Source organism: Bradyrhizobium agreste (genome assembly GCF_016031625.1).
Classification (GTDB): domain Bacteria; phylum Pseudomonadota; class Alphaproteobacteria; order Rhizobiales; family Xanthobacteraceae; genus Bradyrhizobium; species Bradyrhizobium agreste.
Genome location: NZ_JACCHP010000005.1, coordinates 305,992 through 332,575, shown reverse-complemented (window position 1 = coordinate 332,575; position 26,584 = coordinate 305,992). Strand labels below are relative to the sequence as shown.

At 65.1% G+C, this 26,584-nt stretch carries 28 protein-coding genes; 10 read left to right on the top strand and 18 right to left on the bottom strand.

Annotated elements, in window-relative coordinates; genetic code table 11:
• Positions 1 to 326: 326 nt before the first annotated feature.
• The 7 genes from HZZ13_RS10070 to HZZ13_RS10040 all read left to right on the top strand — a co-directional run bounded on the left by HZZ13_RS10070 (position 327) and on the right by HZZ13_RS10040 (position 7,355).
• The gene (locus tag HZZ13_RS10070; protein ID WP_197959447.1) at positions 327 to 1,235 is read left to right on the top strand and encodes a DUF2189 domain-containing protein; all 909 of its coding nucleotides are present in this window, start codon (positions 327 to 329) and stop codon (positions 1,233 to 1,235) included.
• 119 nt (positions 1,236 to 1,354) lie between these two features.
• Complete coding sequence (locus HZZ13_RS10065) at positions 1,355 to 2,179, top strand: lytic murein transglycosylase (protein ID WP_197959446.1); 825 nt, start codon at positions 1,355 to 1,357, stop codon at positions 2,177 to 2,179.
• A 464-nt stretch (positions 2,180 to 2,643) separates the two neighbouring features.
• A complete protein-coding gene (locus HZZ13_RS10060) occupies positions 2,644 to 2,796 on the top strand; it encodes a DUF1127 domain-containing protein (protein WP_007590701.1) in 153 nt (50 codons plus the stop codon).
• Positions 2,797 to 2,925: 129 nt separating this feature from the next.
• Positions 2,926 to 4,353 (top strand): methylenetetrahydrofolate--tRNA-(uracil(54)-C(5))-methyltransferase (FADH(2)-oxidizing) TrmFO, encoded by a 1,428-nt coding sequence (trmFO, locus tag HZZ13_RS10055; RefSeq protein ID WP_197959445.1) that lies wholly within the window; start codon positions 2,926 to 2,928, stop codon positions 4,351 to 4,353.
• Positions 4,354 to 4,360: 7 nt separating this feature from the next.
• Positions 4,361 to 5,455: an AMP-binding enzyme gene (locus HZZ13_RS10050; RefSeq protein WP_197959444.1), complete on the top strand. Its 1,095-nt coding sequence runs from the start codon at positions 4,361 to 4,363 to the stop codon at positions 5,453 to 5,455.
• A 95-nt stretch (positions 5,456 to 5,550) separates the two neighbouring features.
• Positions 5,551 to 6,105: a CAP domain-containing protein gene (locus tag HZZ13_RS10045; RefSeq protein WP_197959443.1), complete on the top strand. Its 555-nt coding sequence runs from the start codon at positions 5,551 to 5,553 to the stop codon at positions 6,103 to 6,105.
• Positions 6,106 to 6,182: 77 nt separating this feature from the next.
• The gene (locus HZZ13_RS10040) at positions 6,183 to 7,355 is read left to right on the top strand and encodes an aminotransferase class V-fold PLP-dependent enzyme (RefSeq protein ID WP_197959442.1); all 1,173 of its coding nucleotides are present in this window, start codon (positions 6,183 to 6,185) and stop codon (positions 7,353 to 7,355) included.
• 70 nt (positions 7,356 to 7,425) lie between these two features.
• Here the strand turns inward: HZZ13_RS10040 and HZZ13_RS10035 are convergent, their stop codons facing one another.
• Positions 7,426 to 7,887 carry a cupin domain-containing protein gene (locus tag HZZ13_RS10035; RefSeq protein ID WP_197959441.1) on the bottom strand — a complete coding sequence of 154 codons (462 nt, stop codon included), beginning with the start codon at positions 7,885 to 7,887 and terminating at the stop codon, positions 7,426 to 7,428.
• 112 nt (positions 7,888 to 7,999) lie between these two features.
• Between HZZ13_RS10035 and HZZ13_RS10030 the strand changes: the two genes are divergently transcribed.
• Entirely contained in the window at positions 8,000 to 9,553 is a 1,554-nt protein-coding gene (locus HZZ13_RS10030; RefSeq protein ID WP_197959440.1) for a winged helix-turn-helix domain-containing tetratricopeptide repeat protein, read from the top strand.
• Between the two features lie 25 nt (positions 9,554 to 9,578).
• On the opposite strand, the gene HZZ13_RS10025 is transcribed toward HZZ13_RS10030, so the two are convergent.
• The 6 genes from HZZ13_RS10025 to yajC form a co-directional block, all read right to left on the bottom strand.
• Positions 9,579 to 10,820, bottom strand: a complete 1,242-nt coding sequence (locus HZZ13_RS10025; RefSeq protein WP_197959439.1) for a threonine ammonia-lyase — start codon at positions 10,818 to 10,820, stop codon at positions 9,579 to 9,581.
• Positions 10,821 to 10,865: 45 nt separating this feature from the next.
• On the bottom strand, positions 10,866 to 11,729 hold the full coding sequence (locus tag HZZ13_RS10020; RefSeq protein WP_197959438.1) for a phytoene/squalene synthase family protein: 864 nt from the start codon (positions 11,727 to 11,729) through the stop codon (positions 10,866 to 10,868).
• Entirely contained in the window at positions 11,726 to 12,109 is a 384-nt protein-coding gene (locus HZZ13_RS10015) for an Mth938-like domain-containing protein (protein ID WP_197959437.1), read from the bottom strand. The genes HZZ13_RS10020 and HZZ13_RS10015 overlap by 4 nt, the downstream gene beginning before the upstream one ends.
• Positions 12,110 to 12,176: 67 nt before the next feature.
• On the bottom strand, positions 12,177 to 13,196 hold the full coding sequence (gene secF, locus HZZ13_RS10010; protein WP_197959436.1) for a protein translocase subunit SecF: 1,020 nt from the start codon (positions 13,194 to 13,196) through the stop codon (positions 12,177 to 12,179).
• Between the two features lie 10 nt (positions 13,197 to 13,206).
• Positions 13,207 to 14,811: a protein translocase subunit SecD gene (secD, locus tag HZZ13_RS10005; protein ID WP_197959435.1), complete on the bottom strand. Its 1,605-nt coding sequence runs from the start codon at positions 14,809 to 14,811 to the stop codon at positions 13,207 to 13,209.
• Between the two features lie 47 nt (positions 14,812 to 14,858).
• Positions 14,859 to 15,227 carry a preprotein translocase subunit YajC gene (gene yajC / locus HZZ13_RS10000; protein ID WP_197959434.1) on the bottom strand — a complete coding sequence of 123 codons (369 nt, stop codon included), beginning with the start codon at positions 15,225 to 15,227 and terminating at the stop codon, positions 14,859 to 14,861.
• Between the two features lie 182 nt (positions 15,228 to 15,409).
• Here yajC and HZZ13_RS09995 point away from each other — a divergent pair, with 182 nt between their 5' ends.
• On the top strand, positions 15,410 to 16,393 hold the full coding sequence (locus HZZ13_RS09995; RefSeq protein WP_197959433.1) for an ATP-binding protein: 984 nt from the start codon (positions 15,410 to 15,412) through the stop codon (positions 16,391 to 16,393).
• A gap of 160 nt (positions 16,394 to 16,553) precedes the next feature.
• Here the strand turns inward: HZZ13_RS09995 and HZZ13_RS09990 are convergent, their stop codons facing one another.
• Both HZZ13_RS09990 and HZZ13_RS09985 read right to left on the bottom strand, forming a co-directional pair.
• Positions 16,554 to 17,936, bottom strand: coding sequence for a LysM peptidoglycan-binding domain-containing M23 family metallopeptidase (locus HZZ13_RS09990; RefSeq protein ID WP_197959432.1), 1,383 nt, complete (start codon positions 17,934 to 17,936; stop codon positions 16,554 to 16,556).
• A 109-nt stretch (positions 17,937 to 18,045) separates the two neighbouring features.
• Complete coding sequence (locus tag HZZ13_RS09985; protein WP_197959431.1) at positions 18,046 to 18,696, bottom strand: protein-L-isoaspartate(D-aspartate) O-methyltransferase; 651 nt, start codon at positions 18,694 to 18,696, stop codon at positions 18,046 to 18,048.
• 228 nt (positions 18,697 to 18,924) lie between these two features.
• Between HZZ13_RS09985 and HZZ13_RS09980 the strand changes: the two genes are divergently transcribed.
• Positions 18,925 to 19,296 carry a response regulator gene (locus HZZ13_RS09980; protein ID WP_197959430.1) on the top strand — a complete coding sequence of 124 codons (372 nt, stop codon included), beginning with the start codon at positions 18,925 to 18,927 and terminating at the stop codon, positions 19,294 to 19,296.
• A gap of 4 nt (positions 19,297 to 19,300) precedes the next feature.
• Here the strand turns inward: HZZ13_RS09980 and surE are convergent, their stop codons facing one another.
• The 9 genes from surE to nagZ all read right to left on the bottom strand — a co-directional run bounded on the left by surE (position 19,301) and on the right by nagZ (position 26,566).
• A complete protein-coding gene (gene surE, locus HZZ13_RS09975; protein WP_197959429.1) occupies positions 19,301 to 20,068 on the bottom strand; it encodes a 5'/3'-nucleotidase SurE in 768 nt (255 codons plus the stop codon).
• A 110-nt stretch (positions 20,069 to 20,178) separates the two neighbouring features.
• Positions 20,179 to 20,541, bottom strand: a complete 363-nt coding sequence (locus HZZ13_RS09970; RefSeq protein ID WP_197959428.1) for a hypothetical protein — start codon at positions 20,539 to 20,541, stop codon at positions 20,179 to 20,181.
• A 120-nt stretch (positions 20,542 to 20,661) separates the two neighbouring features.
• Positions 20,662 to 21,993 (bottom strand): serine--tRNA ligase, encoded by a 1,332-nt coding sequence (serS, locus tag HZZ13_RS09965; protein WP_197959427.1) that lies wholly within the window; start codon positions 21,991 to 21,993, stop codon positions 20,662 to 20,664.
• Between the two features lie 137 nt (positions 21,994 to 22,130).
• Positions 22,131 to 22,943: a twin-arginine translocase subunit TatC gene (tatC, locus tag HZZ13_RS09960; protein WP_197959426.1), complete on the bottom strand. Its 813-nt coding sequence runs from the start codon at positions 22,941 to 22,943 to the stop codon at positions 22,131 to 22,133.
• The gene (gene tatB, locus HZZ13_RS09955) at positions 22,940 to 23,434 is read right to left on the bottom strand and encodes a Sec-independent protein translocase protein TatB (protein ID WP_197959425.1); all 495 of its coding nucleotides are present in this window, start codon (positions 23,432 to 23,434) and stop codon (positions 22,940 to 22,942) included. The genes tatC and tatB overlap by 4 nt, the downstream gene beginning before the upstream one ends.
• A gap of 91 nt (positions 23,435 to 23,525) precedes the next feature.
• Complete coding sequence (locus HZZ13_RS09950; protein WP_197959424.1) at positions 23,526 to 23,759, bottom strand: twin-arginine translocase TatA/TatE family subunit; 234 nt, start codon at positions 23,757 to 23,759, stop codon at positions 23,526 to 23,528.
• A gap of 165 nt (positions 23,760 to 23,924) precedes the next feature.
• Positions 23,925 to 24,680, bottom strand: coding sequence for an SMC-Scp complex subunit ScpB (gene scpB, locus HZZ13_RS09945; protein WP_197959423.1), 756 nt, complete (start codon positions 24,678 to 24,680; stop codon positions 23,925 to 23,927).
• Between the two features lie 21 nt (positions 24,681 to 24,701).
• Entirely contained in the window at positions 24,702 to 25,541 is an 840-nt protein-coding gene (locus HZZ13_RS09940; protein ID WP_172783664.1) for a segregation and condensation protein A, read from the bottom strand.
• Entirely contained in the window at positions 25,538 to 26,566 is a 1,029-nt protein-coding gene (gene nagZ / locus HZZ13_RS09935) for a beta-N-acetylhexosaminidase (protein ID WP_197959422.1), read from the bottom strand. The genes HZZ13_RS09940 and nagZ overlap by 4 nt, the downstream gene beginning before the upstream one ends.
• Between the last annotated feature and the right edge of the window lie 18 nt (positions 26,567 to 26,584).

The following is a 26,584-nucleotide window of genomic DNA, read 5'->3' as shown; positions in this document are numbered from 1 at the left end:
AAAAGGAATCCGTTGGAAGTGCCTTGAGCGACACTTATAGACGAGGTTACCGCGTCGCGCCCACGAAGTTCTGCGAACGACCAGCAGCATCAGCTTATCTGCGGCGAAATGACGACAGAATGACGTCGTCGTGGTTGCGCCGCGGCATCAAAATTCACCCAAGGGTGAGGGACAGGACTCGGACTTGGAAGTATGCTTGCCGTTCAGCTCGCGATGCCATCCGGAATTCGCGTCTGGTCGGGATCGCAGGATTTCAAGAGAAAAGGCGGCCGCTTGCGCCGTTTGCCGGCGCCGGACGCAGCCGCTTGGCAAGGGAGCTAGCGACCATGGCCACACTCTACCAAGGCAATGTCCCCACGATGGCCCAGCCTACGGATGCGGTTGGACCGGTGATCCGAACCATCAAATTATCTGATCTGCACGACGCGCTCAGGCGCGGCTGGGAGGATTTCAAGGCCGTTCCGAGCCACGCCATCCTTCTCTGCGTGATCTACCCGGTGCTCGGCCTCGTGCTCGCCCGCGTGGTGATGGGCTATTCGGTGCTGCCGCTCCTGTTTCCGCTCGCCGCAGGCTTCGCGCTGATCGGGCCTTTCGCCGCGCTCGGGCTCTACGAGCTTTCCAGCCGGCGCGAGCGCTATGAACCGGCCAGCGCCTGGGATGCCATGGAGGTGCTGCGCTCGCCGTCGTTCGGTGCGATGCTCGGCCTCGGTACGTTGCTGCTCGCCCTGTTCGTCACCTGGGTGGCGACCGCACAGGCGATCTATGTCGCGGCGTTCGGCTACGAAGGCGTCAGCGGATTCTCCGACTTCATCAAGCGCGTGCTGACGACGCAGCAAGGCTGGTGGCTGATCGTGGTTGGCTGCAGCACCGGTTTCCTGTTCGCGCTCGCCGCGCTCTGTCTCAGTGCCGTGTCGTTCCCCTTGATGCTGGATCGCCACGCCGGTGCGTTCGAGGCGATGAGCACCTCGCTGCGCGTGGTCGCGAAAAACCCGGTGCCGATGGCGGCCTGGGGCCTGATCGTGGCGGTGCTGCTCGCGCTCGGCACGATCCCGGCCTTCCTCGGCCTCGCCGTCGTGGTCCCGCTGCTCGGGCATGCCACCTGGCACCTCTACCGCAAGGTGATCGCGTCCGATCCGGGCGCACGTCCAGTGCCGCCTCCGCCGCATCGGCCGCGCAAGCCGGCCGCCGACTTCCCGGCCAACCTATTCCCGTGGCGGAATCGGACGGACGTCTGACAATCTCGTGACGTGCAGCCCTGCCCGGCTCGGACAGGGCTGCACGCCTTGCTTTGGCCGCGGTTACAGCCGAGATTATGCCGCCGGTCAGGTCAATTCACGGAAATCCATTTCATCTGATGACTCCGACGATTTCTCGTCTTGCTCTCGCAGCCTTCGCCCTCTCCGCGTCCCTTCTCTCAGTCGAGCCAGCGCCCGCCGCGGTTGCCTGCGGCTCGGGCAATTTCGACGCCTGGCTGGCTGATTTCAAAACCGACGCTGCGGCGAAGGGCATCTCGCAGCAGACCATCGCCGCCGGGCTTGCCGGCGTCACACTCGACCAAAGCGTGCTCAACCGCGATCGCTCGCAAAAGGTTTTCACCCAGAGCTTCGAGGAATTTTCCGGCCGCATGGTGCCACCGCGTTTGGAGCGCGGCGCCAACAGGATGAAGCAATACGGCTCGGTGCTGTCGCGCATCGAGCAGACCTATGGCGTGCCGGGCGAAGTCCTGGTCGCGATCTGGGGGCTGGAGACCGATTTCGGCATCAATACCGGCAAGTTCGCGACCATCCGCTCGCTTGCAACGCTCGCTTACGATTGCCGTCGCTCCGAGCAGTTTCGTGCCGAGCTGTTGGATGCGCTGCGCATCGTTCAGCGCGGCGATCTTGCGCCTGCCGACATGAAAGGCGCCTGGGCCGGCGAGCTCGGCCAGACCCAGTTCATGCCGTCATCCTGGATGAAATATGCCGTCGACTTCGACGGCAACGGCAAGCGCGATCTCCTGCATAACGTGCCCGACGTGCTCGCCTCCACCGCCAATTACTTGGCCGGCTATGGCTGGCAGAAAGGCAAGGACTGGCAGCCGGGCAGTCCGAATTTCGCCGTGCTCCAGCAGTGGAACAAGAGCGAGGTCTACTCCAAGACGGTGGCCTATTTTGCCGCCCAGCTCGCACGCGCCCCTTAGCCGGCAGAATCCGCACAGCCAAATCTCGGCGAGCGTGCCTCACCGTCCGGGCGCGGCGCCGCATCGCTCTTTGGAGCATTTTGGCGTTCCAAACGGACATATAGATGAATTTATATTCATAACATAGCGCCACGCCCTATGCGAATCAGGCGGGCGGGACTTGGGTTTAGATGCTGCTGCGTTGAACTTGCCGTCCGCTTACCGGCAATTTACTTCCGCGATAATCGAGATCAAGATTTGACACAAACCCGTTATTTTACTGGTGCTTACTGCCGATTCCGAACGATCTTGGCCAAGCTTTGAGCGGAAGCGCCTTCCGGTTAATCCTCCGTTACGCGCGCTATGCACACAGTGCTTAGCTGCATCGCAACATCGGAACTTTCGCACTGCACCACTCTCACCTATATTCATTTCAACGATGAGGCCTCCAAGCAAAGGCTGAATCGAACTACAGGAGACTACCAATGCTGCTCTCGCTCATCCGCATGATCCAGGCCTTCCGGGACTATCAGCGCAATGTTGCCGAGCTGTCCCAGCTCAGCGATCGCGAACTGGCCGATATCGGCCTCGATCGCTCGGACATCCCGCGCGTTGCCGCCGGCCAGTATCAGGGCTGATATCGTTCAGCCCTTCCGCCCGGAACGGACCGATAGCGCCCGCCTCGTGCGGGCGTTGTCGTATCTGATGGCAGAAAACTCGATCTCGGAGATTCCACTCACCGCGGAAAAGCGCTACCTGTCCGCTCCATGACAGGACCCCAATCCAACATCGTGCACGTGATCGGTGCCGGCCTCGCCGGTTCGGAAGCTGCCTGGCAGGTTGCAAAGTCCGGCGTTCCCGTGGTTCTGCACGAGATGCGGCCGACCCGCATGACCGAGGCGCACCGCACTGACGGGCTCGCCGAGCTCGTCTGCTCCAACTCGTTCCGCTCGGATGACGCCGCCAACAACGCCGTCGGCCTGCTGCATGCGGAGATGCGCCGCCTCGACTCGCTGATCATGCGCGCCGCCGACGCCAACCAGGTGCCCGCCGGCGGCGCACTTGCAGTCGATCGTGACGGCTTCTCCGCTGCCGTCACCAGGGCGCTGAACGATCATCCTCTGATCGAAATCGCACGCGGCGAGGTCGCCGGCCTGCCGCCGGCCGAGTGGAGCAACGTCATCGTCGCCACGGGGCCCCTCACCTCCGCGCCGCTGGCTGAGGCCATCCGCGAGCTGACCGACGAGAACGCCCTCGCCTTCTTCGACGCCATCGCGCCGATCGTGCACCGCGAATCCATCGATATGTCGGTGGCTTGGTTCCAATCGCGCTACGACAAGGTCGGCCCTGGCGGCAACGGCGCCGACTACATCAACTGCCCCATGACCAAGGAGCAGTATGACGGCTTCGTCGCCGCGCTGATCGCCGGCGAGAAGACCGAGTTCAAGGAATGGGAGACCAACACGCCCTATTTCGACGGCTGCCTGCCGATCGAGGTGATGGCCGAACGTGGCCCCGAGACGCTGCGCCATGGTCCCATGAAGCCGGTCGGCCTCACCAATCCGCACGATCCCACCACGAAACCCTACGCGATCGTGCAGCTGCGCCAGGACAACAAGCTCGGCACGCTCTACAACATCGTCGGCTTCCAGACCAAGCTGAAGTACGGCGAGCAGCAGCGCATCTTCCGGACCATTCCGGGACTGGAGAACGCGGAATTCGCCCGCCTCGGCGGCCTGCATCGCAACACCTTCCTGAACTCGCCAAAGCTGCTCGACGGCCAGCTGCGGCTGCGTGCGCAGCCGCGGCTGCGCTTCGCCGGCCAGATGACGGGCTGCGAGGGCTATGTGGAATCGGCTAGCGTCGGCTTGATCGCGGGTCTCTATGCAGCCGCGGACGCGCGCGGCGAGATGCTTGTCAGTCCGCCCGCTACGACCGCACTGGGATCGCTGCTCGGTCACATCACCGGCGGCCATATCGAGACCATCGAACCGGGCACCCGCTCGTTCCAGCCGATGAACATCAACTTCGGCCTGTTCCCACCGCTCGCGACCGTGCCAACGAAGAAGCCCGATGGCACGCGGCTGCGCGGCAACGAGAAGACGGTGGCCAAGAAGCAGGCGCTGAGCGCACGGGCACTCGCCGATCTTGATCGCTGGATCGCCGACCACCTGCGCATTGCCGCCGCCGCGTGAGTTTGCGATGAGCCTGCCCAAAGAGGACGCCGCAGAGCTGTCGGCGCGCTGGACCGAAGGCGTGATGCTCAAGCGCGACGTGTTCTCGACCGTCGAGCGCGGCCGTTTCCGCGACGAAAGCGGCGAGATCGACGCGGTGCTGCGCCGGCTCGACGAGGTGCCATGGTGGTCGTTCCTGCTGGCACTCCACCTGTTCGCCCGCGAGAAGCAGGCCCTGCTGCGCGCCAAAGGCCTCGACGTCGGACCCGAGCTGCTATGGGCCGGGCGCCGCGCTCTGGTGCGCGGCTTCGTCGACGGCGTCGCGCTGCATCTGGCAAAACCCCATGGCGATGTCGCCTATTTCCGCTCCGCCAAGGCCGCACTGCGCCGGCTGCGCCGCGCCGGCATATGCCACAACGATCTTGCAAAGGAGCAGAACTGGCTGGTCGGCCGCGACGGCCACGCCTATGTGACCGACTTCCAGCTCGCCGCGTGTTTCGAGCGCCGCGGCCGGCTCTATCGCATCCTCGCCTATGAAGACCTCCGGCATCTGCTCAAGCACAAGCGTTCCTACGCGCCCGAGGCGCTGACGCCGCGAGAGCGAAAGATCCTGGCGAGGAAGTCGTTCGCCGCGAGCCTGTGGCTCGCCACCGGCAAGAAGGTCTATCGCGCCATCACCCGCGGCCTGTTCAACTTCACCGACCGCGAGGGCGGCGGCCGCCGGCTCGTCAACGACGCGCCCGTGCTGGCCGAGTTGATCCGCCGAAATCCCGCCGTGCGCGACGCCGCCATCGTCGCCTTTGCCGATCGCCGCTCCGGCGTAGGGCTTTACGCCTTCGTCGAAGCCGATCAGGCCGCGCTCGAGGGTCAGCTCCGCAGCGAGCTGGCCGCCGCCAAGGGACCGAAGCCGCCCGAGCACATCCAGGTCGTGCATGCCCTGCCACGCAACACCAGCGGCAAGCCGCGCATGGAGGTCCTGCAACTGGTCGCCATGAACCAGCTCGACCTGATCGAGCCGATGATGAAGAACGAGCAGGACCGCGCCTTCCTCAAGGACATCCTGGAGCAGCGCAAGAACCTGCGCGACCGCTTCAATTTCGAGGCGAAGCTCCCAACGAGCTAGCGCGGAATCTGCGCCTTGAAGCCTCCACAATGGCGATCGAGAAGCGCTTGGATCACGCACATTTGGCAGAGATCATGGGCGCTCGGGGGACGATGATGCATCGTATGGTTGGCGGAACGATCGCTGGCCTTGTGCTGCTGGCAGGCGCGCCCGCGCTGGCCGACTCACCGGCAGAGCTGATCTCCAGCTTCCGTCAGAAGCATGGTGAGGCCCGCGTCGTCCGCGACGCCACCCTCGATCGCATCGCCATGGATCAGGCCCGCGCGATGGCGGCGAAGGACGCCCTCAGCCACGACGCACTCGGCCCGTTCAACCGCCGTGTCGCACCGGCCGGCGCGGGGCGCGCCGCCGAGAACATCGCCTACGGCTATGACAGTTTCGAGAAGACGCTGGGCCAGTGGATCGACTCCTCCGGGCACCGCAAGAATCTCTTGCTGCACAACGCCTCCCGTGTCGGTATTGCGAGCGCCAGGAATGCCAGCGGCAAGCGCACCTATTGGGCCATGGTCATCGCCGGCGACTACGAGCCGAAGGGCAAAGGCAGGAAAAAGGACAAGGAGCCCGTCGTTGCCGTGAAGCGCGAGGTCGCGCCCGCCAGCAGGCCAAAGTCCGGCAATTGTCACGTCAAGCTGCTCGGCCTCTGCATCTGAAGCGCGCCGGCCCATCTTGCTCGCGCTTGGCAACGCGCCTAATTCCTGGACGACATCGCAAGACGCGGAGGGCGTGAGTGATCGACCTCGACCGAATACGTGCCGACACGCCGGCCACCAGCCGGCTCGCGTATCTCCACAACGCCGGCGCGGCGCTGATGCCGACCTCCGTCGTCGCTGCAATGAAGCAGCATCTCGACCTCGAAACCGAGATCGGAGGCTATGCCGCCGCCGATCGCGAAGCCGAGCGGTTAGATGGGGTCTACGGCTCGGTCGCGCGCCTGCTGAATGCCGCCCCCGACGAGATCGCGCTCGTGGAGAACGCGACGGTTGCCTGGCAGATGGCATTCTATTCGCTGCCGTTCCGCAAGGGCGACCGCATCCTGACCGCCGAGGCGGAATACGCGGCCAATTATGTTGCGTTTCTTCAGGTCGCGAAACGGACCGGCGCGACCATCGAGGTCGTGCCGAGCGATGCTAGCGGCGAGCTCGACGTGCTTGCGCTGGAGCGCATGATCGACCGACGCGTGAAGCTGATCGCCATTACCTGGGTTCCGACCAATGGCGGGCTGGTCAATCCGGCCGCTGCAATAGGCAGGGTCGCGCGGGCGCATGGCATTCCCTATCTGCTCGACGCCTGCCAGGCGGTCGGACAGATGACGGTCGACGTCGAAGCCATCGGCTGCGACATGCTGTCGGCCACGGGCCGCAAATTCCTGCGCGGCCCGCGCGGCACCGGCTTTCTCTACGTCCGCCGCGCGCTGCTGCAGCAGCTCGAGCCGCCGATGATCGACCATTTCGCAGCGCCCTGGGTCTCGCGCGATGAGTATCGGCTTCGCGACGATGCCCGCCGTTTCGAGACCTGGGAAAACAACTACGCCGCCCGGCTTGGGCTCGGCGCGGCTGTCGACTACGCCCTCGAGATCGGACTCGCTCCGATCGAACAGCGCTGCCGCCTGCTCGCCGACCGTCTTCGTAGCGGCATTGCGGCCCTTCCAGGCATCACCATTCGCGACCTCGGACGTGTGCCGGGTGCGATCGTCAGCTTCACGATCGACGGGCACGAGGCGGACGGCATTGTCGCCAGCGCCGCTGCAGCCGGCATCACGATCGGCGCTTCAGACCCGTCGAGCACCCGCATCGATGCCGAGCGTCGCTCGCTGCCCCATCTCGTGCGGGCGTCACCGCATTATTACAACACGGAAGCGGAGGTCGATCGGCTGGTCGCGCATTTGGCGGACCTGACCTGACAGCACGATAGAAGGAGCCGGCGTGGCCGGTTCGACCGTGATGTCGGTCCACCATCGCGCCGGCCTGACATCAAGCTCTTGACGTCAATGCCGAGAGTTGGTCGGTATCGAAGCGGGCGCGTAAGGCGCCGATGGCCTTCGCATCCGGCGGTCCACTGGCCGTCAGCTTGGCCAGCTCCTCGAAATAATGCTCGTGTCCCGGCGGGGAGACGGTCATGAGCACGCGGGCGGGCTTCTCGCTCACGTTGGTGATGTTGTGAGCTACGCCCGGAGGAATGAAGAGAAAGGTCCCGGGGGTTGCCCGGACAATCTCATCCCCAACATGCCATTCACACTCGCCTTCGAGCATGTAGAACGTCTCTTCCTGAACACGATGCACGTGCCGGCCCGTGGCGAATTCTGCCGGAATGGTCCAGTCGAACATACTCGTGTGCCTGGTGTCCTTGCCGGTCACCAGAAAGGCCATGGGTTGGCCGCGCAGCACGACCCCTTCGGCCTCGCCTGGCCTGCGGATCACGGGTTTCGCGGTCATGTATCCCTCCATCGCTTGTTGCAGCCGCGATAGTGATCCAGGTCAGCCCGAAAGTAGTGAAGCCGTTCGGAAAACGTTGCAAAAAACCTGCGAAATGTGCCCTTCTTCGGCGATGGCCGCGATCCTTGAATTTGGTCCCTTTCGGCTCGATGTCGAGGCGGGAATCCTGTTCCACGGGGCTGAGCCGACCGGACTCGGCCGGCGCGCCGTGCTGCTCCTCGCCCTCCTCGTCCGGCAGGCTGGCGCGCCAGTTTCGAAAGGCGCCTTGATCGAGACGGCCTGGCCCGGCCAAGCCATCGAGGATAGCAATCTGACGGTCCAGATCGCGGCGGCGCGGCGCACGCTGGCGGACCTCTCCGGTGAGGAGCATTGGATCGAAACGCTGCCGCGCCGCGGCTATCGCTATGTCGGCCCCACCGTGACAACGTCCGATCCGAATCGCGCACAGGCGACGCCGCAAGCGCCGCTGCTGACATTGCCCGACAGGCCATCGATCGCAGTGTTGCCTTTCACGAACCTGAGCGGCGATCCTGACCAGGATTATTTCGCCGACGGGATGGTCGACGACATCATCACCGGGCTCTCACGCATCAACTGGCTGTTCGTGATCGCGCGGAATTCCACATTCGCCTACAAGGGGCGCGCGGTGGACGTGAAGCAGGTCGGCCGCGAGCTTGGTGTACGCTACGTCCTGGAAGGCAGCGTCCGCAGGATAGGCACGCTGGTCCGCATCACCGGCCAGTTGATCGATGCAACGAGCGGAATGCACTTATGGGCCGAGCGATTTGACCGCCGGTCCGAAGACGTCTTCGCCCTCCAGGATGACATCGCATTGTCCGCCGTCGGTGCCATCGCGCCCAGCCTGCGGCGTGCCGAGATCAACAGGGTCAAGCGCAAGCGGCCAGACAGCCTCGATGCCTATGATCTCGTCCTGCGCGCCCAACCGGACGTCGATTCCGGCATGCCAGCTCAGGTCACCCAGGCGCTCGTGTTGCTCGAACGTGCGATCGCGCTCGAACCTACGTATGCACTCGCGCACGGCAATGCAGCGATGTGCCATCATTGCTTGTTTCTCCGGGCCGGTTTGCAGGAAGCCAATCGCGAGGCTTCGATCCGCCACGCGCGCTCGGCCATCGCTCACGGCCAGGATGATGCGCTTGCTCTCACGCTCGCGGGTTTTTCGGTCGGCATGGACGGGCACGATCGCTCCGCGGCATTCACCGCGTTCGAGGCCGCGCTCGCCATCAGCCCATCATCGGCGCTGACCTACATTCTCGGCAGTGTCGTGCTCGGCTGGGGCGGAGATTCCGACCGCGCCATCGAATGGAGCGAGCAAGGTCTACGGCTGAGCCCGTTCGATTCCTGGGCATTCGCCGCATTCGATGCCCAGGCGCTCGGGCATTTCCATCGCGGCCGATATGAGGAGGCGTGCCGCGCCGCTTACCGCTCGGTTCAGGCCAATCCTCGCCACAGCATCACCCATGTGCAATTGGCCGCAGCGCTGGCAAAGCTGGGACGCTTGCAGGAGGCGAAAGCGGCGGCCGCGCGGGTGCTGGAGCTTCACCCGACGTTCCGCTACGGCCGTCAGTTCCAGGGCGTCAACTGCGCGCCGGCGCTAGCCTCTTCGCTGGGTGACGCCCTCCGCGTTGCAGGCCTTCCCGAGTAGGGCTCGACTCGGTCTCGCGTTGCGCTTACGCACAGCGCGCGCTCAGTCCGGATGCGCTGAGCCTGGCCATCACCTCGTCGAGATGGGCGGCATCGCGGGTCTCGATGACCAGCTGCAGCAGCGTCGCCTTGGCCGGCAGGTCGGAGAAGGTCCGCTGATGCGAGACCTCGATGATGTTCGCACCCGCCTCGGCCAGCAGCGCCGCGACCGCGGCGAGCTGCCCCGGTCTGTCGGGGATATCGAGCGACAATTGCGTCAGCCGTCCCTCGCGCGCCAGCTCGCGGGTGAGCACGGAGGCGATCAGCCGCGTGTCGATATTGCCTCCGCTGAGCACGAGGCCCACCTTCTCGCCGGCAAAGCGGGACGGATCAGACATCAGTGCGGCGAGGCCGGCGGCGCCGGCGCCCTCGACCACCGTCTTCTCGATCGAGATCAGGGTCGCGACTGCGCGCTCGAGCTCGGCTTCGTTGACGAGCGCAATATCGTCGACGAGGCGGCGGACGATTTCGGTGGTGATCTTGCCCGGTGATTTCACCGCGATGCCCTCGGCGAGCGTATCGCCGCGCGCCGGCAGATTGCCGTCGTGGATGGCGTTGTACATCGAGGGATACAGCCAGGCCTCGACCCCCAATATCCGCAACGACGGCTTGATCGACTTCGCGGCAATGGCAATCCCGCTGATCAGACCGCCGCCGCCGATCGGGACGACGAGCGTGTCGAGCTCCGGGACCGCCTTCAGCACTTCCAGCCCGATCGTGCCCTGCCCGGCGATGACGAGCGGATCGTCGTAAGGGTGGACGAAGACCATGCCGTGCGCTTCACCGTGGCTTCGCGCAAAGGCGGCCGCCTCTTCCAGCGTCGCGCCCGTGACCACCACCTCGGCGCCGTGATGCCGGGTATTCTCGATCTTCACCATGGGCGTGCCGATCGGCATCACGATGGTGGCGGGAATGCCGAGCCGCTTGGCGTGATAGGCAACGCCTTGCGCGTGGTTCCCCGCGGACATCGCGATCACGCCCCGCGCGCGCTCTTCCGGCGTCAGCGCGGTGAGCCGGTTGAGGGCGCCGCGCTCCTTGAACGAGGAGGTGAACTGCAGGTTCTCGAATTTCAGCCAGATGTCGCAGCCGCAGATGCTGCTCAGCGTCCGGCTATGGCTGCAGGGCGTCTCGACGACGGCGCCTTGGATGGTCTTGGCGGCAGCGTGAATGTCTTCAGGGGCGACCGGAAGGCCGCTGAAATCGGACGTACTTTGGGACCTGTCAGCCATAGGACAGCATAGAGCATTTGGACGGCCCAGGCGATAAGCTGGCGTCTATTTGGTAAATTCACGCGATCGCGAGGCGCGCCACAGCGTCCAGAGCGTGCGCAACCGCGAGGTCGGTTGCAACGTAAACGGATTGCGTCCCGGACGCGACAGGCGCTTGAGATCGGCCTGCGCCTGGCGCAACGGCAGAAACGCCGGCCGCACCGGCGGCGCCACCTGCGCCAGCAGCGATGCAGCCGCGGTCATATGCTGCCGGGCTTCACCCGCGAGCTGCTCCAGCACCGCATGGAGATTGGGTGTCTCCTTGCCGGCGAAGACATCCTCCATGCTGCAATTGTGCTTCTCCAGCACCTGCTGCGGCACGAACAATTGCCGCCGCGCGGCATCGCGCGGCAGATTGGCGATGACCTGGACGATCCCCTGCGCCAGCCCTGCATGGCGGGCGAGATGCTCGGCCGCCTCCGAAGGCGGTCCCAAGACCTGCGCTGCCAGGGCGAACAGCGCCGATGAGGTCGCCGCCAGATATCCTTCCAGCGCGGCCATGGTCGGCATCGGGTCGTTGTAGAGATCGAACTGGTGCTCCTCGGCAAGCAGCAACAGCGGCTCGATTGGCAGGTCGAAATCCCTGACAGCGCGGAGCAGCTCGGCCGCCACCGGATTGCCCTCGGCGCTGCCATGGACGTGGCCCGACAGCATGTCGGTCCACCATTGCAGGCGGATCTCGCCGGGCAAGGGCTGGCTCACCTGGTCGCGAACGCGGACGATCTCGACGTTGAAGGCATAGAGCGCCAGCAGCGCGCGGCGCTCGGCGGCCGGCGCGAACAGGGTCGCGGCGTAGCGCGGAAAGTCATGGCTGCGCACGAGATCGGCGCAAAAAGCAACGGAGTCGGGCGGCGGCGCCGGCTTGCTCATGGCACGGCGATCAGCGCGGCGGCAACCCGCCGCCGTTCACCGATCATGATGTTGTAGGTACGTACGGCCGGGCCGGTCTGCATCGTGTCCAGTACCACCCGCACCGCCTTGAGGGCCTGACGCAGCTCCGGTGGCGGCAGCCACAACCCGGTTCCAGTGCCAACCAGCAGCGTGTCGATGCTGTTGGCCGCCGCGAACACCCGATCCAGCGAGTAGCGGTCGATCTTCGCGGGGTCGGTCACGTCCCAGGCCCAGATCGCGTCGGGCAGGCAGAGCAGCGAGCCGCGGTGCGACATCCCGGCAAAGGCGAAGCCGCCCTTGCCATAGGCATCGATCGGTGCCGAGCGCGGGAAATGCGGAGCGTTGGGATCGCCGACCATGAGCTTCGTCCGAATGGGCTTACTGCCTACTGCCCTCGCAAACGCCTGCGAGGGCATGAGGTTCGGATCATGCCTTGCTTTTCTTCGCCGGCGTCGCCGTGTCGGGCGCATCCTCGCGATGCTCGCCGACGCCGAGATAGATCAGGATAGGCGCTGCAATGAAGATCGAGGTGTAGGTGCCGACCAGCACAACGCCGAACATCATCACGGCGGTGAAGCTGTGGATGGCATGGCCGCCGAACAGCAGCAGCGCGAGCAGTGCCAGCGTCACCGTGACGTGTGTGATGATCGAGCGCGACAACGTCGAATTAATGGATTCGTTGAGCAGCTGCGGCATCGGCATCTTCTTGTACCGCCGCAGCATTTCACGGATGCGGTCGTAGATGACGACGGTATCGTTGAGCGAATAGCCGAGAATCGTCAAAAGCGCCGCGATGCTGGTCAGGTCGAAATCGACCTGGCTGATCGACATGAAGCCGATCGTCAGCACGATGTCGTGCACGTTGGCGATCATGGCGCCCAGCGCGAACTGCCATTCGAACCGGAACCAGAGATAGATCAGGATAGCGACGATCGCGAGCATCAGGCCGAGCATGCCGTAGGCCAGGAGCTCGCCGGCGACGCGCGGACCGAGCACCTCGGTGCGCTGAATGTCGACACTGTCGCCAAGCGCGCCACGAAGCTTCTGCAGCGCTGCCTGCTGTGCCGCATCGCTACCCGGCTGCTCCGCAACACGGATCAGGACGTTCTCAGGGCCGCCGAACTGTTGCAGCTGGACTTCGCCGAGTCCCAGAGCATCAAGCTTGGTGCGCATCGCCGCGATGTCGGCGGTGCCGGACCTCGCCTTCACCTCCAGCAGTGTACCGCCCTTGAAGTCGATACCGAGGTTCAGGCCGTGGGTGAAGAACAGCGTGATCGCGACGATCGACAGCGCGGCCGAGATCGGGAAACTAATGCGACGGAAGCGCGTGAAGTCGAAATGCGTCGCGTCCGGAACGATGCGCAGCGACGGCAACAGGCCGAGGGCCGCGACCACGGTGAGGATGGCAATGAGGACGCCGAGCCCGATGAGAACGGTCTGAGTCACGATCAGGCTCCTAGATCGGCACGCTCTGCGGCCGCTTCCACCGCACCCACCATGCCACGATCAGCCGGGTCAAGGTGAAGGCGGTGAACACCGTGGTGATGATGCCGATGCCGAGCGTCACGGCGAAGCCGCGCACCGGGCCGGTGCCGATGTAGAACAGCACCGCGGCGGCAATGAAGGTGGTGATGTTGGAATCGAGGATGGTGGCGAGCGCCCGCTTGAAGCCGGCGTCGATCGCCGAGATCGCGTTGCGGCCGCCGCGCAGCTCCTCGCGGATGCGCTCGTAGATCAGCACGTTGGAGTCGACGGCGATGCCGACGGTGAGCACGATGCCGGCGATGCCGGGCAGCGTCAGCGTGGCGTTCAGCAGCGACAGCAGGCCGAAGATCATGGCGACGTTGATGGTCACCGCGATGTTCGCGAACACGCCGAACAAACGGTAGGTCACGAGCATGAACACGACGACGAGGATCGAGCCGACATAGGCGGCGAGTTCGCCCTTCTCGATCGAGTCCTGGCCGAGGCCCGGACCGACGGTGCGCTCCTCGACGACCGTGAGCGGTGCCGGCAGCGCGCCTGCGCGGAGGAGAATCGCGAGATCGTTGGCCGATTGCACCGTGAAACTGCCGGAGATCTGGCCCTGGCCGCCGGTGATGGGCTCGCGGATGACCGGGGCCGAGATCACCTTGTTGTCGAGCACGATCGCGAAGGGCAGTCCGACGTTCTCGGTCGTGGCCTGCGAGAACTTGCGGGCACCCGAGGTGTTGAACTTGAAGCTGACGACCGGCTCGCCCGTGCGCTGGTCGAAGGTTGCCTGGGCATCGGTCAAATCGCCGCCGGCGACCAGGACCTGCTTCTTGACCACGTAGGGCGTGGGCGGCGGCGATGCGCTCGTCAACAGCTCGGATTCCGGCGGCAACCTGCCCGCTTGCGCCTGATCCGGCGGCACGGAGGTGTCGACCATGCGGAATTCCATCTTCGCGGTCTTGCCCAGCAGCTCCTTCAGGCGGGTCGGATCCTGAAGACCGGGGACCTGCACCAGGATGCGGTCGTTGCCCTGGCGCTGGATCACGGGCTCGACAGTACCGAGCTCGTTGACGCGGCGTTCGACGATCTGGATCGACTGCTCAATGGTCTTGCGCATGCGGTCGAGCATCGCGGCCGGCGGGACGCCGAGGCGGATCACACCGCCGCCGGCATCGACCACCTCGAGGTCGCGCTGACCGCTGGATCCCATCAGGCCACCCAGCGGCTGGGACAGTTCGCGCAGCTTGGCGAGTGCCGGCTGCACGTCGGTTTCCTTGGTGATGCGAACCTCGACCGCATCGTTGCGCACGGCGACGCCGCCGGTGAAGCCGATCTTGGCATCACGCAACGTTCGGCGAACGTCGTCGCGAATCTGATCCAGCCGCTCCTTCTTCACGTAGTTGGAATCGACCTCGAGCAGCAGATAGGAGCCGCCCTGGAGGTCGAGTCCGAGCACGAGCCGGCGCTGCGCCCAGGCCGGCCAGGTCTTGACCTGGGCCTCGGGGAAGAAATTCGGGACCGCGCAGAGGCACACGATCAGCGCCGTCAGGATAATCCCGAGCGCCTTCCACCGCGTGAAATACAACATCGACTGGACCTGTCAGATCAGTAGACTTGAGATGCTTGCGGACGCGCTCACTTCGATGTGGCGTCGTCCTTGGCGCTCTCTTTTGCGCTTTCCTTGGCCGGCTCGCCCTTGGCGCGAACGCCCGAGATCATCTGGCGCATCTGCCGCACGCGCACGCCGTCGGAAATCTCGAACTCGATCTGGTCGTCGTCGACCACCTTGGTGACCTTGCCGACGAGGCCGCCCGAGGTCACGACGGTGTCGCCGCGGCGGATGTTCTTCACGAGCTCGGCGTGGTCGCGGACCTTCTTCTGCTGCGGGCGCAGAATCAGGAAGTACATGATCACGAAGATCAGGGCGAACGGCAGCAGCGACATCAACATGCTGTTGGTGTCGCCGGCGGCCGCGGCCTGGGCATACGCGGGGGTAATCAGCATTCGGACGATCCTCGTGAGAACGGGGGAAAGCCGGTCAGGCCTTCAAAGGCGACCGGTTCGGTCAAATTCGCGCGGACTATAGCGGCCATTGCCCCAATTGCAACGCTGCCAGACCGCCCTTTTGGGCCACCTTGCGGCAGCCCGTGAGGCCCGATAAGGCTGCGTTCTCAGGAACTTCGGACATGCCCAGAAACCATAGCAAAAGCCCGGCCGGCAAAGGCCCCCGCACCCCTGCCAACAAGCCCGCCCGCGTCGCGGCAAAACGCCCCACGGCGGCCGTCGCCAAGGCAGGTCCAGACCTCGCCCAGGAGCGCATCGTCCGCGCCCTTGAGACCATTGCGGCGCACCTCTCCGCCCAGGGCAAGCCGGCGACCGAGGCCGAGTCGTTCGAGCGGGCGGATGCCTATGTCTGGCACCCCGATGGACGCCTCTCGGCGGTGCCGCTGGTGAGCCGCGTCGAGCTGTTCCTGCTCAAGGGCGTCGACCGGATGCGCGACATCCTGATGGAGAACACCGAGCGCTTCGCCAATGGCCTGCCGGCCAACAATGCCCTGCTCTGGGGCGCACGCGGCATGGGCAAGTCGTCGCTGGTGAAGGCAGCGCATGCCAGCATCAACGGGACGCGCAAACCGGCCGACAAGCTCAAGCTGATCGAGATTCATCGCGAGGACATCGAGAGCCTGCCGGCCCTGATGGAGCAGCTACGGGCCTCCGCCTTCCGCTTCATCGTGTTCTGCGACGACCTCTCCTTCGACGGCAATGATGCCTCCTACAAGTCGCTCAAGGCGGTGCTCGAAGGCGGCATCGAGGGCCGGCCCGAGAACGTCATCCTCTACGCCACCTCCAACCGCCGCCATCTGCTGGCGCGCGAAATGATCGAGAACGAGCGCTCGACCGCGATCAATCCGGGCGAAGCGGTCGAGGAGAAGGTCTCGCTGTCGGATCGCTTCGGCCTCTGGCTCGGCTTCCACCGCTGCAGCCAGGACGAATATCTCGCCATGGTGCGCGGCTATTGCAGCCATTTCGGCATCAGGATCGACGACGAGGCGCTGGAGCGCGAGGCACTCGAATGGTCCACGACGCGCGGCTCGCGCTCGGGGCGCGTCGCCTGGCAATTCGTGCAGGAGCTGGCGGGGCGGTTGGGTGTGAAGCTGACGGCGAATTAGCGCGAGCTGCCACCCCGAATTCAACTGTCATCGTCCGCGAAAGCGGGCGATCCAGTATTCCAGAAACGGTTGTTATCGATCGAGAGGCCGCTGCGTACTGGGTCGCCCGGTCAAGCCGGGCGACGAGAGTGCCCTTGTGGTGATGGCGTGCCCTGCCGCCTCACGCCCCGTTCAGGAATTGAAGCGGGTCAACCGGGCTCGATCCCTTGCGGATCTCGAAGTGAAGCTGCGGCGACGCCACCTCACCGGATTGACCCGACTTGGCAATGACCTGGCCGCGCTTGATGGTATCGCCGCGCTTCACCAACAGCTCACTCGCATGGGCATATGCGGTGACGTAGCCATTGGAGTGCCGAACCAGAACCAGATTGCCGTAACCCTTCAGCTCGTTGCCGGAGTAGGCGACGACGCCATCTTCGGCCGCCTTGACCGGCGTCCCCTCGGGCACCGCCAGATTGATGCCGTCATTGGACTTGCCATTGGTCTTGGCGCCGTAGCTCGTCACCACCTTGCCGCGCACGGGCCAGCGGAAGGTCGGCAGCGCGCCGGTGGCCTCCGCAGCCTTCGCTGGCGTCTCGGCAGCCTTCTCTTCGACATTGCTCGTGGCCTGGGCGAGCCGCGCGCTCTGCACGGGCGCGGCGGCAGTAGCCATCTTGGTGGGCGCCGGAGCTGCCGCAACGGGCTGGAGCGTTCCCGCCACCGGTGCAGCCGCGACCGGAGCCGCAGCAACCGGCGCCGCAACGGCGGCCGTCTTGGCGCCGGGCACGGTCAGCTTGGTGCCGAGCTTGAGCTTTGCCGACGGATCGAGGCCGTTGGCACGGGCGAGCTCTGCCGCCGAGATGTGGTTCTTGCGCGCGATGCTGGCGAGCGTGTCGCCGCGGTTGACAAAGTGCGTGCTCGGCGGTGCCGCGACGGCCGCGACCGGCTTCGCCGCGGGCGCTGCCGCGACCGGAGCCATCGCAGGCGCCGGTGCCGCTGCCGTCGCCGGAGACGGAATGATCAATTGCTGGCCGGGCGAAAGCGCCCGCGGGCCCTTGTAGCCGTTGGCGGCAAGGATCGCCTGCGGCGTGACGTGATAGCGCTTGGCGAGCACGTCGAGCGTGTCGCTGGTGCCGACGATGATCTTGGTCCCGCCGGCCGGCTGGGCTGCCGCGACCGACCGCGGCGGCACGGTGGCCGTGGTCTCCAGATGCGGTTGCGCCGGAGGCGCATATGAGCTGACGCCACGTCCGCCGCCGGACACGCCGCCGCCGGAGGCAACGGGATAGGACTGCGGGGCAGACACCGCGGGCGGAGGCAAAGCCTGCGACTGGTAGTAACCGGGCTGCGTCTGCGGCCGCGCATATTGCGGCAGCTCACGTTGCGGCGGCGGTGGCTGCTGCACCGAACCGGTCTGCTCGGAGGCGAAAGGATTGGAGAAGTTGGTCTGGGACAGACGCGACGACATGTCGGCGCTGCACCCTGCAAAGCTGAAGGAGATCAGCGCCAGCACCGCGACCTGCGGCACGCGGCGCGAGTAAAGCAACTCGGCGACAGCGGACATGGTTACTCACTCGTACGCAACAGAACTGGTGTTTTAAGTAAACACGCGCCGAGTAAATAACGGCTTAACCCTCACAATAAGATGTTGGCGGCACTGCCGATCCGGGATTCTACAGCTCCCGCGCCACGCCGGGCAGTGCCGGCACGAAGCGGACCTCGACGAGTTCCTTGCGCTCGATCCCGGTTTCGGTGCGGGCCAGGCGGGTCAGCGTCTGCACGCCCTGATGCGGGCCCACGGGGGCGATCAGGATGCCCCCGACCTCCAGCCGCTCGACCAGGTTCTCCGGAATCTGCTCCATCGCGGCGGTGACGATGATGCGGTCGAACGGACCGATGTTGGGAGGCAGATTGAGACCGTCACCGAGCATCACCTCGACATTGTGACAACCGAGCTTTTCAAGCCGGGCGCGTGCCGCGTCGGCGAGCTTGCGATAGCGCTCGACGGTCAGCACCTGGCCGGCGAGCCGCGACAGCACGGCGGCCTGGTAGCCGGAGCCGGTGCCGATTTCGAGCACCCGGTGCTGCTTCTGGAGCTGGAGCTGCTCGGTCATGTAGGCGACGACGAAGGGCTGGCTGATGGTCTGCCCGCAGGCGATCGGCAGCGCGCTATCCCGATAGGCGTCGTCGCGACAGACCTCGTCGACGAAAAGCTCGCGCGGCACCTCTTCCATGGTCCGCAGCACAGCCTGGTCGCTGATGCCCCGACGTCTCAGCGTGAGCTGAAACATCATCTTTTCCGGCGGGTGCTCCTGGGGCGTCATTGCTGCTATCGCTCATCTCGTCTGGCGGATCGCCGTACTGCACCGCAAGAACCCGAGACGAGAATCTTGTTCCGGCTCAGGAACTCGTGATAGCCTTTCGGCGCAGCATTTGACCACAACAGGCGCCTAAAGCGCTAAGCCATTTGTGGAGTTTGCGTTCGCCGAAACGCGCATTGCGTCGCCTATCGTTATCTGCGAACGTTTAAGTGAATGGGCAAGGATTCACCTATGACTGCGACAGGGCTTTCGGGCCGCTCTGTTTTCCTCGTCGAGGACGAGGTCATGATCAGAATGATGGTCGCGGACATGCTGGAGGAGCTGGGCTACAAGGTTGCCGCCGAAGCGGGCGACATCACCGAAGCCATGCGGCTTGCGCAATCCACCGATTTCGATCTCGCCATTCTCGATGTCAACGTCAACGGCAAGGTCATCTCGCCGGTCGCCGATGTCATCATGGCCAAGGGCTGCCCGTTTATCTTCGCGACCGGTTACGGCTCCTCTGGCCTGCCGGAACAGTACCGTGACCGGCCGGCGCTGCAGAAGCCGTTTCAGCTCGACGCGCTCGGCAAGACCATCGAGGCCGCGCTTCGCGGCGGCTAATTCCTTATTTCAGGGTGAGGCCCAGCTGCTCCGAAAACGCTTCGTCGGTGCGGTCGAGCCTGAGCGGGGTGACCGAGACGAAGCGCTCGCGCAGCGCCGCGAGATCTGTGCCATCGGCGGGCGTGTCGAGCATCGCGGTCCGTTCGAAGCCAATCCAGAAATAGGGATTGCCGCGGCCGTCCCTGCGCTCGTCGATTCTGAGGAAGCCGAGATTGCGCTTGCCTTGCCGCGTGACGCGGATGCCCAGCACATCCTCCGGCGCGCAGGACGGGAAGTTGATGTTGATGACGGTGTCCTTCGGAACGCCGGCGGCGATCACCTTGCGCAGGATATCGGGCCCGAATTTGCGCGCCGTGTCCCACGGCGGCCGTTCGCGCGTCTCGACGCTGAACTCCTGCGACAATGCGAATGACGGCAACCCCAAAATGGTGCCTTCCAATGCGCCGGCAATGGTGCCGGAATAGACCACGTCCTCGGCGACGTTGCGGCCCTTGTTGACGCCGGACAGCACGACATCGGGCAGCTTGGCGCCCAGGATATGGCGCGCCCCCATGATGACGCAGTCCGTCGGCGTGCCGCGCACGGCGAAGTGCCGCGGGCCGACCTCGCGCAGACGCAAAGGATCGTTCAGCGACAGCGAATGCGACACACCGGATTGGTCGAGCTCGGGAGCCACCACCCAGACGTCATCGGACAAGGCGCGCGCAATCTCCTCCACGACCTTGAGGCCGGGAGCGTGAATACCATCGTCATTGGTGCAGAGAATGCGCATGCGAAAAGGTTCGATTCTTGAAAGCGGGTCTGAGCCGTCTTATCCGGCCAGGGCCGATCAGGCAAACTGGACGATTGCGGTCCGGCGGCCGGTTCCCTGGTCGGGTCCCGCTAACGGCGAACGCGCCATTGCGGCAGGAAGCGCGCAAGCCGGCCTTCCGCACGCAGTTGCATGGCCGGCACGACCGGGTTCACGACGGAAGCCTCGAGGACGCCGAGCGCCTTCAGCTGCGCGACGAGCGGGTCAGACGTCGGCTCCTGCGGAAAGCGTTCGCGTGCCACGCTCATTGCCTTGTCGAAATCGGCAGCATTGACCCCGGGCTTGGCCCGCCGGCTCTGCACGAGATCGTCGTCCCAGAGCCGCGCGATCTCGATGTCCAGAACGCCGCGGAGGCGCTGATCGATGGCCTGGATCCCGGCCCCTGTCACCGCCCATTGTCTTCCGACCCAGAAGATGTCGCGGTGCAAGGCCATGAACGAGGGGTTTCGCGTGGACGGGCCAGCAGGATAGCCGGCCGCCCGATCTTCGCAACGCGATTCTGGTGATGCCGCGTTTTCTTGACGCGAACCGGGCCCACTTCGCTCGAAAACGCTTTAGTCGCGCGCGATCACATTCAGCCCGCCCATATAGGGCTGGAGCACGTCCGGGACCGCGATCGAGCCGTCCTCCTGCTGATAGGTCTCCATCACCGCGATCAGCGCGCGGCCGACTGCAGTGCCGGAGCCGTTCAGCGTGTGCACGAAGCGCGGCTTGCCGTCGGGCCCGCGCGAGCGGGCATCCATGCGCCGCGCCTGGAAGTCGCCGCAGACCGAGCAGCTCGAGATCTCGCGGAACATGCCGCCATCGCCCTGCCCGGGCATCCAGACCTCGATGTCGTAGGTTTTTTGCGACGAGAAGCCCATATCCCCTGCACAGAGCGTCATCACGCGATAATGCAGGTCGAGCTTCTGCAGCACCTGCTCGGCGCAGGACAGCATCCGCTCCAGCTCGTTCTTGCTCATCTCCGGCGTCGTGATCGACACCAGCTCGACCTTGGTGAACTGGTGCTGGCGGATCATGCCGCGGGTGTCGCGCCCTGCCGCACCCGCCTCGGCGCGGAAGCACGGCGTCAGCGCGGTGAGCCGCATCGGCAATTGCTTCTCGTCGAGGATGGATTCGCGGGCGAGATTGGTGAGCGAGACTTCGGCGGTGGGGATCAGACCGAGGCGCTCGGTCTTCAGCCGCTCATGGTCTGGCGCGGCGAGCAGCTCGCCCTTGATCGCCCAGAACTGGTCGTCCTCGAATTTCGGCAATTGTCCGGTGCCGAACATCACCTCGTTGCGCACCAAGAGCGGCGGATTGATCTCGGTGTAGCCGTGCTCGGTGGTATGCAAATCGAGCATGAACTGGCCGATGGCACGCTCGAGCCGCGCCAGCCCCTTCTTCAGCACGACGAAACGCGCGCCGGAGAGCTTTGCCGCCGCCTCGAAATCCATGTAGCCGAGCGCGGTGCCGAGATCGTCATGCAGTTTTGGCGCGAAGCTATAGTTGCGCTTGTTGCCATAGACGTGGCGCTGCACGTTGCCATGCTCGTCGACACCATCCGGTACTTCGTCGAATGGAATGTTCGGGATCGCGGACAGCTCTCTGGTCAGTTCTTCGTCTGCGGCTTTCGCAGCCGCTTCGAGCTCCGGCATCGTGGTCTTGAGCTCGGCGACCTCGGCCATCAGCTTGGCCGCGCGCGCCTCGTCCTTGGCCTTCTTGGCATCGCCGATTTCCTTCGAAGCTGCATTGCGCCGCGCCTGCGCCTGCTCGGAGGCAAGGATCGCCTCACGCCGCTTCTCGTCGATCGCAAGCAGCGCGGCCGACATCGGCTTCAGGCCACGCCGCGCGAGGCCGGCGTCGAAGGCTTGCGGATTGTCGCGGATCGCTTTGATGTCGTGCATGGCTGTCTTCCCGTCATGGCCGGGCTTGTCCCGGCCATCCACGTGTCTGCCGCCTTAGATCAAGTCGTGGATGCCCGGGTCAAGCCCGGGCATGACGAATCATGGGCTGGACAGCGACATGATAGTGCGAAAGTGCCCTACTCCGCCGGCTTGGCCGGCGTCGACACGTCGGTGCCGGTGGCTTGCGACGAGGCCGCCGCCTTCTTCTCCACCATCGCCACCGCGATGATCGAGCCCTCGTACAGCGCGAGCAAGGGAATCGCGAGCGAGCATTGGCTGAGCACATCGGGCGGGGTCAGCACGGCCGCGATCACGAAGGCGATGACGATGAAATAGCGCCGCTTCTCGCGCAGCATCTTCGAGCTCACGATGCCGACGCGGCCGAGCAGCGTGAGGATGACCGGCAGCTGGAAGGCGATGCCGAAGGCGAAGATCAGCGACATCATCAGTGACAGATATTCGCCGACCTTGGGCAACAGCTGGATCTGCGCGGTTTCGTCGCCGCCGGCCTGCTGCATGCCGAGCGAGAAGCGCACCAGCATCGGCAGCACGACGAAATAGACCAGCGCCGCGCCGAGCACGAAGAAGAACGGGGTCGCGACCAGATACGGCAGGAAGGCCTGCTTCTCGTGCTTGTAGAGCCCGGGCGCGACGAACTTGTAGATCTGCGTCGCCACGATCGGGAACGAGATGAAGCCGGCGCCGAACAGCGCGAGCTTGAGCTGGGTGATGAAATATTCGAGCAGCGCCGTGTAGATGAATTTCGAGTTCTCGGGACCTGCGATCCACACGAACGGCCAGACAAGGACGTTGTAGATCTGCTTGGCGAAGAAGAAGCAGAAGATGAAGGCCACGCCAAAGCCGAGCAGCGCCTTGATCAGCCGCGAGCGCAGCTCGATCAAATGGTCCATCAGCGGCGCTTTGCTGGCCTCGATATCGGCGTCGGTCATGACGCTTTGGCGTCCTTGATCGCTTCGGATGGCGCGGTGTCCTGCGCAACCTTTGCCTGCTCGACCTCACGGGTGATCGCGAGCGGCTCGTTCGCGGCCGCATGCGCTTCGGCTTCGATGAAGGTCGAAGGCGTCGGGGTCTCCGGTGTCGTGGGCTTGACGGGCGGATCGACGGCAGTGGCGGCCGAGGTCTCGGCCGGCTTGTCCAGCGCATCGACGCGAAGCGCGTCGCTCACGTCCTGCTGGAGCGAGGTCAGCGGATTGAATCCCGTGGCGGCTTCCTTGACCTCGTCAAAACTCTTCTTGAGGTCGGCCATCTCGGCCTCGCGCATCGCCTCCTGGAACTGGCCCTGGAATTCGGCGGCCATCTTGCGCGCCTTGCCCATCCATTGCCCGACCATGCGCAGCACGCCCGGCAGCTCTTTCGGGCCGATGGCGATCAAGGCCACGACCCCGATGAGGACCAGTTCACTCCAGCCGATGTCGAACATGAGGTCTTCCGTTCACGCGAAGCCGGAGCCGGCCCAATCCCTTGCGCGCAGGATCGGGGCCGCTACCCGGGTCTCGCGTGCTTCTTCCGGCTCAGACGGCCTTGCTGCCGACGTCGGTCCGTGCCGCGGTCGGCGCCGCATTGTGCTCGATCGACTTGGCCGGCTCGGGCTTCTCGGCGGGCTTGTCGTCGTCCTGCATGCCCTTCTTGAACGCCTTGATGCCCTGCGCCACGTCGCCCATCAGATCCGAAATCTTGCCGCGGCCGAACAGCAGCAGGACCACTGCGATCACCAAGATCCAGTGCCAAATGCTGAGTGAACCCATCCTGCAACCCTCCAAACGCGCATGGCCGGGGACCCGGCCGATCTTCACCGAAACCTAGGCTTGGCAGGTCTCAAAAACAAGGACCAAGGCAGCGCCAATTCGCTGTCGGCGCTACGCAATCTTGCTAGTGTTAACTGTCGCAGGGGCCCGTATTTCGCCGGGGCATCACTCTTCGGTGCCGCCCTCGCCGCCCCCCTCATTGCCGCCTTCCGGCGGGCTTTCGGGCTCGACCGCAGGCGCGAGGGCGAGATCGAGGTCATCGCCGGGTTCCAGCGGATCCTCGTCCTCACGCAGCGCCGGATCGTCCGACGGCGTCGGCACGCTGAAGCCGGTGGGCAGGCGCGAATCCAACAGGCCGGTGCCCTTCAGCTCTTCCAGGCCCGGCAGGTCGCTGAGCTGTTCCAGGGTGAATTGCGACAGGAACTCCTCGGTGGTTCCGAAGGTCAAGGGCCGGCCGGGCGTCTTGCGCCGGCCGCGCGGCTTGATCCAGCCGGTCTCGAGCAGCACGTCGAGCGTGCCCTTTGACGTGACCACGCCGCGGATCTCCTCGATCTCGGCCCGCGTCACCGGCTGGTGATAGGCGATGATCGCCAGCACCTCGATTGCGGCCCGCGACAGGCGGCGGGTCTCGGTGCTCTCCCGCGTCATCAGCCAAGCCAGATCGCCGGCAGTGCGGAACGTCCATTTGTTGGCGACGCGAACGAGATTGACGCCGCGCGAGGCATAATCGGCCTGCAACTGCTCGAGCGCCGCCTTGACGTCGACGCCCTCGGGCATGCGTTTGGCCAGCGTCGCGGTGTCCAGCGGTTCACTCGAGGCGAACAGCAGCGCCTCCAGCAGCCGCAATTCCTCGGGACGCGCCTGGGATTCACTCTCCATCGGCTCGGCCTCTTCTACCCGCACTTCAGCCAGGCTTGCCATGGCAGATTCTCCTTCTTGCACTTAAGCGACCGGCGCATCAGGCGCAGGAGCTGCGTCCGGGACCGGTTTTGGGCGCCCCTTCCGGAAATAGATCGGCGCAAACGCTTCCTTCTGATTCAGCTCGAGCTGACCTTCGCGCACCAATTCCAGCGCGGCGGCAAAGCTCGAGGCGAACACCGTTGCGCGCTGCGTCGGGTCGGCGACATGCCGGATCAGGAAGTCGTCGAGAACACCCCAATCGTCCTGCTCGGTGATGCTGCCGACCAGCCGCTCCAGCGTGGCGCGCGCTTCGGCGAGCGACCACACCGTGCGCTTGGCCAGATGCACGCTCGCCAGCACGCGCGACTGGCGCTGCGCGGCATAAGCGGTGAGCAGGTCGTAGAGCGTTGCCGTGTATTTCGGGTGCTTGATCTCGGCGATGTGCTCGGGCTCACCACGCGGGAAGATGTCGCGCTGCAATTGCGGCCTGTTCATCAGCCGGTTGGCGGCTTCGCGAATTGCTTCCAGGCGGCGCAGGCGGTTGGCGAGCGCCGTCGCCATCTGCTCGGCGCTCGGGCCTTCCGCACTCGGCGGCTCCGGCAGCAGCAGACGCGACTTCAGGAAGGCGAGCCATGCGGCCATCACCAGATAGTCTGCGGCGAGCTCCAGCCGGATCTTTCGCGCGGCTTCGATGAAATGCAGGTATTGGTCGGCCAGCGCGAGGATCGAAATCTTGGCGAGATCGACCTTCTGTTGCCGCGCCAGCGCGAGCAACAAATCGAGCGGACCCTCATAGCCCTCGACGTCCACCACCAACGCCGGCTCACCCTCGGCGAGCTCTGCGGGCCGCCCGGTTTCAAACGATAGGATTTCTGCGGTCATGCCGATGCCGTGTTTGCCCGTGCGATCAATGCGTCCAGTTCGGCGCGTGCGGCCACGCGGTCGAACGGCTGCGGCGACTTGCGTGCGGCGAGCGCGGCGTTCGCCCGCTCCAGCGCCCTGCCAACCAACTCTGGCGTCTCGCCGGCGACGGCGCGCATCTCGTCGATGTTGCCGTTGCAATGCAGGGCCACGTCGCAGCCGGCCGCGAAGATGGCGCGGGTCCGCTCGGCGATATTCCCCGACAGCGCGTTCATCGACACGTCATCACTCATTAACAAACCCTGGAACCCGATTGCGCCGCGAATCACGTCAGCAATCATTGTCGCAGATGTCGTCGCCGGATGGGCGGGGTCGAAGGCGCTAAACACAACATGTGCAGTCATGGCCATCGGCAGACCCGCCAGCGGCTTGAAGGCGGCGAAATCGGTCCGTTCCAGCTCGTCCGGGGGCGTGTCGACGGTCGGCAGCTTGAAATGAGTATCGGCAGTGGCGCGGCCATGCCCGGGAATGTGCTTGAGCACCGGCAGCACGCTGCCCTGCTCCAGACCCTCGGTGACCGCGCGCGCAATCGCCGCGACCTTGCCCGGCTCCGTGCCGTAGGCCCGATTGCCGATGACCGCGTCAGCGCCCGGCACCGGCACGTCAGCCAACGGCAGGCAATCCACGGTGATGCCGAGATCGGCGAGATCGGCCGCGATCAGGCGGGCACTGAGGCGCGCCGCGGTGAGCCCGAGGGCCGAATCGGTGTCGTACAAATTCGCGAAGACAGCCCCCGCCGGATAGACCGGCCAGTGCGGCGGCCCCAGCCGCTGCACCCGTCCGCCCTCCTGGTCGATCAGGACCGGTGCGTCAGGGGCATTCGCGACCGAGCGCAATTCCGCAACCAACGCAGCAACTTGCGCCGGTGTCGCGACATTGCGCTTGAACAGGATGAAGCCCCATGGGCGTTCGGCACGGATAAACTCCCGCTCGGCGGCGGTCAGTTCCGTTCCGGATACGCCGGTAATGAAGGCCCGCGTGCTCATAACGGCCGATTAACCCTG

Excerpts from the sequence above, each read along its gene's own strand:
- HZZ13_RS10070 (WP_197959447.1), top strand. The coding sequence starts at position 327 with ATGGCCACACTCTACCAAGGCAATGTCCCCACGATGGCCCAGCCTACG.
- HZZ13_RS10065 (WP_197959446.1), top strand. The coding sequence starts at position 1,355 with ATGACTCCGACGATTTCTCGTCTTGCTCTCGCAGCCTTCGCCCTCTCC.
- HZZ13_RS10060 (WP_007590701.1), top strand. The coding sequence starts at position 2,644 with ATGCTGCTCTCGCTCATCCGCATGATCCAGGCCTTCCGGGACTATCAG.
- trmFO (WP_197959445.1), top strand. The coding sequence starts at position 2,926 with ATGACAGGACCCCAATCCAACATCGTGCACGTGATCGGTGCCGGCCTC.
- HZZ13_RS10050 (WP_197959444.1), top strand. The coding sequence starts at position 4,361 with ATGAGCCTGCCCAAAGAGGACGCCGCAGAGCTGTCGGCGCGCTGGACC.
- HZZ13_RS10045 (WP_197959443.1), top strand. The coding sequence starts at position 5,551 with ATGCATCGTATGGTTGGCGGAACGATCGCTGGCCTTGTGCTGCTGGCA.
- HZZ13_RS10035 (WP_197959441.1), bottom strand. The coding sequence starts at position 7,887 with ATGACCGCGAAACCCGTGATCCGCAGGCCAGGCGAGGCCGAAGGGGTC.
- HZZ13_RS10030 (WP_197959440.1), top strand. The coding sequence starts at position 8,000 with ATGGCCGCGATCCTTGAATTTGGTCCCTTTCGGCTCGATGTCGAGGCG.
- HZZ13_RS10025 (WP_197959439.1), bottom strand. The coding sequence starts at position 10,820 with ATGGCTGACAGGTCCCAAAGTACGTCCGATTTCAGCGGCCTTCCGGTC.
- HZZ13_RS10020 (WP_197959438.1), bottom strand. The coding sequence starts at position 11,729 with ATGAGCAAGCCGGCGCCGCCGCCCGACTCCGTTGCTTTTTGCGCCGAT.
- HZZ13_RS10015 (WP_197959437.1), bottom strand. The coding sequence starts at position 12,109 with ATGGTCGGCGATCCCAACGCTCCGCATTTCCCGCGCTCGGCACCGATC.
- secD (WP_197959435.1), bottom strand. The coding sequence starts at position 14,811 with ATGTTGTATTTCACGCGGTGGAAGGCGCTCGGGATTATCCTGACGGCG.
- yajC (WP_197959434.1), bottom strand. The coding sequence starts at position 15,227 with ATGCTGATTACCCCCGCGTATGCCCAGGCCGCGGCCGCCGGCGACACC.
- HZZ13_RS09995 (WP_197959433.1), top strand. The coding sequence starts at position 15,410 with ATGCCCAGAAACCATAGCAAAAGCCCGGCCGGCAAAGGCCCCCGCACC.
- HZZ13_RS09990 (WP_197959432.1), bottom strand. The coding sequence starts at position 17,936 with ATGTCCGCTGTCGCCGAGTTGCTTTACTCGCGCCGCGTGCCGCAGGTC.
- HZZ13_RS09985 (WP_197959431.1), bottom strand. The coding sequence starts at position 18,696 with ATGACGCCCCAGGAGCACCCGCCGGAAAAGATGATGTTTCAGCTCACG.
- HZZ13_RS09980 (WP_197959430.1), top strand. The coding sequence starts at position 18,925 with ATGACTGCGACAGGGCTTTCGGGCCGCTCTGTTTTCCTCGTCGAGGAC.
- surE (WP_197959429.1), bottom strand. The coding sequence starts at position 20,068 with ATGCGCATTCTCTGCACCAATGACGATGGTATTCACGCTCCCGGCCTC.
- HZZ13_RS09970 (WP_197959428.1), bottom strand. The coding sequence starts at position 20,541 with ATGGCCTTGCACCGCGACATCTTCTGGGTCGGAAGACAATGGGCGGTG.
- serS (WP_197959427.1), bottom strand. The coding sequence starts at position 21,993 with ATGCACGACATCAAAGCGATCCGCGACAATCCGCAAGCCTTCGACGCC.
- tatC (WP_197959426.1), bottom strand. The coding sequence starts at position 22,943 with ATGACCGACGCCGATATCGAGGCCAGCAAAGCGCCGCTGATGGACCAT.
- tatB (WP_197959425.1), bottom strand. The coding sequence starts at position 23,434 with ATGTTCGACATCGGCTGGAGTGAACTGGTCCTCATCGGGGTCGTGGCC.
- HZZ13_RS09950 (WP_197959424.1), bottom strand. The coding sequence starts at position 23,759 with ATGGGTTCACTCAGCATTTGGCACTGGATCTTGGTGATCGCAGTGGTC.
- scpB (WP_197959423.1), bottom strand. The coding sequence starts at position 24,680 with ATGGCAAGCCTGGCTGAAGTGCGGGTAGAAGAGGCCGAGCCGATGGAG.
- HZZ13_RS09940 (WP_172783664.1), bottom strand. The coding sequence starts at position 25,541 with ATGACCGCAGAAATCCTATCGTTTGAAACCGGGCGGCCCGCAGAGCTC.
- nagZ (WP_197959422.1), bottom strand. The coding sequence starts at position 26,566 with ATGAGCACGCGGGCCTTCATTACCGGCGTATCCGGAACGGAACTGACC.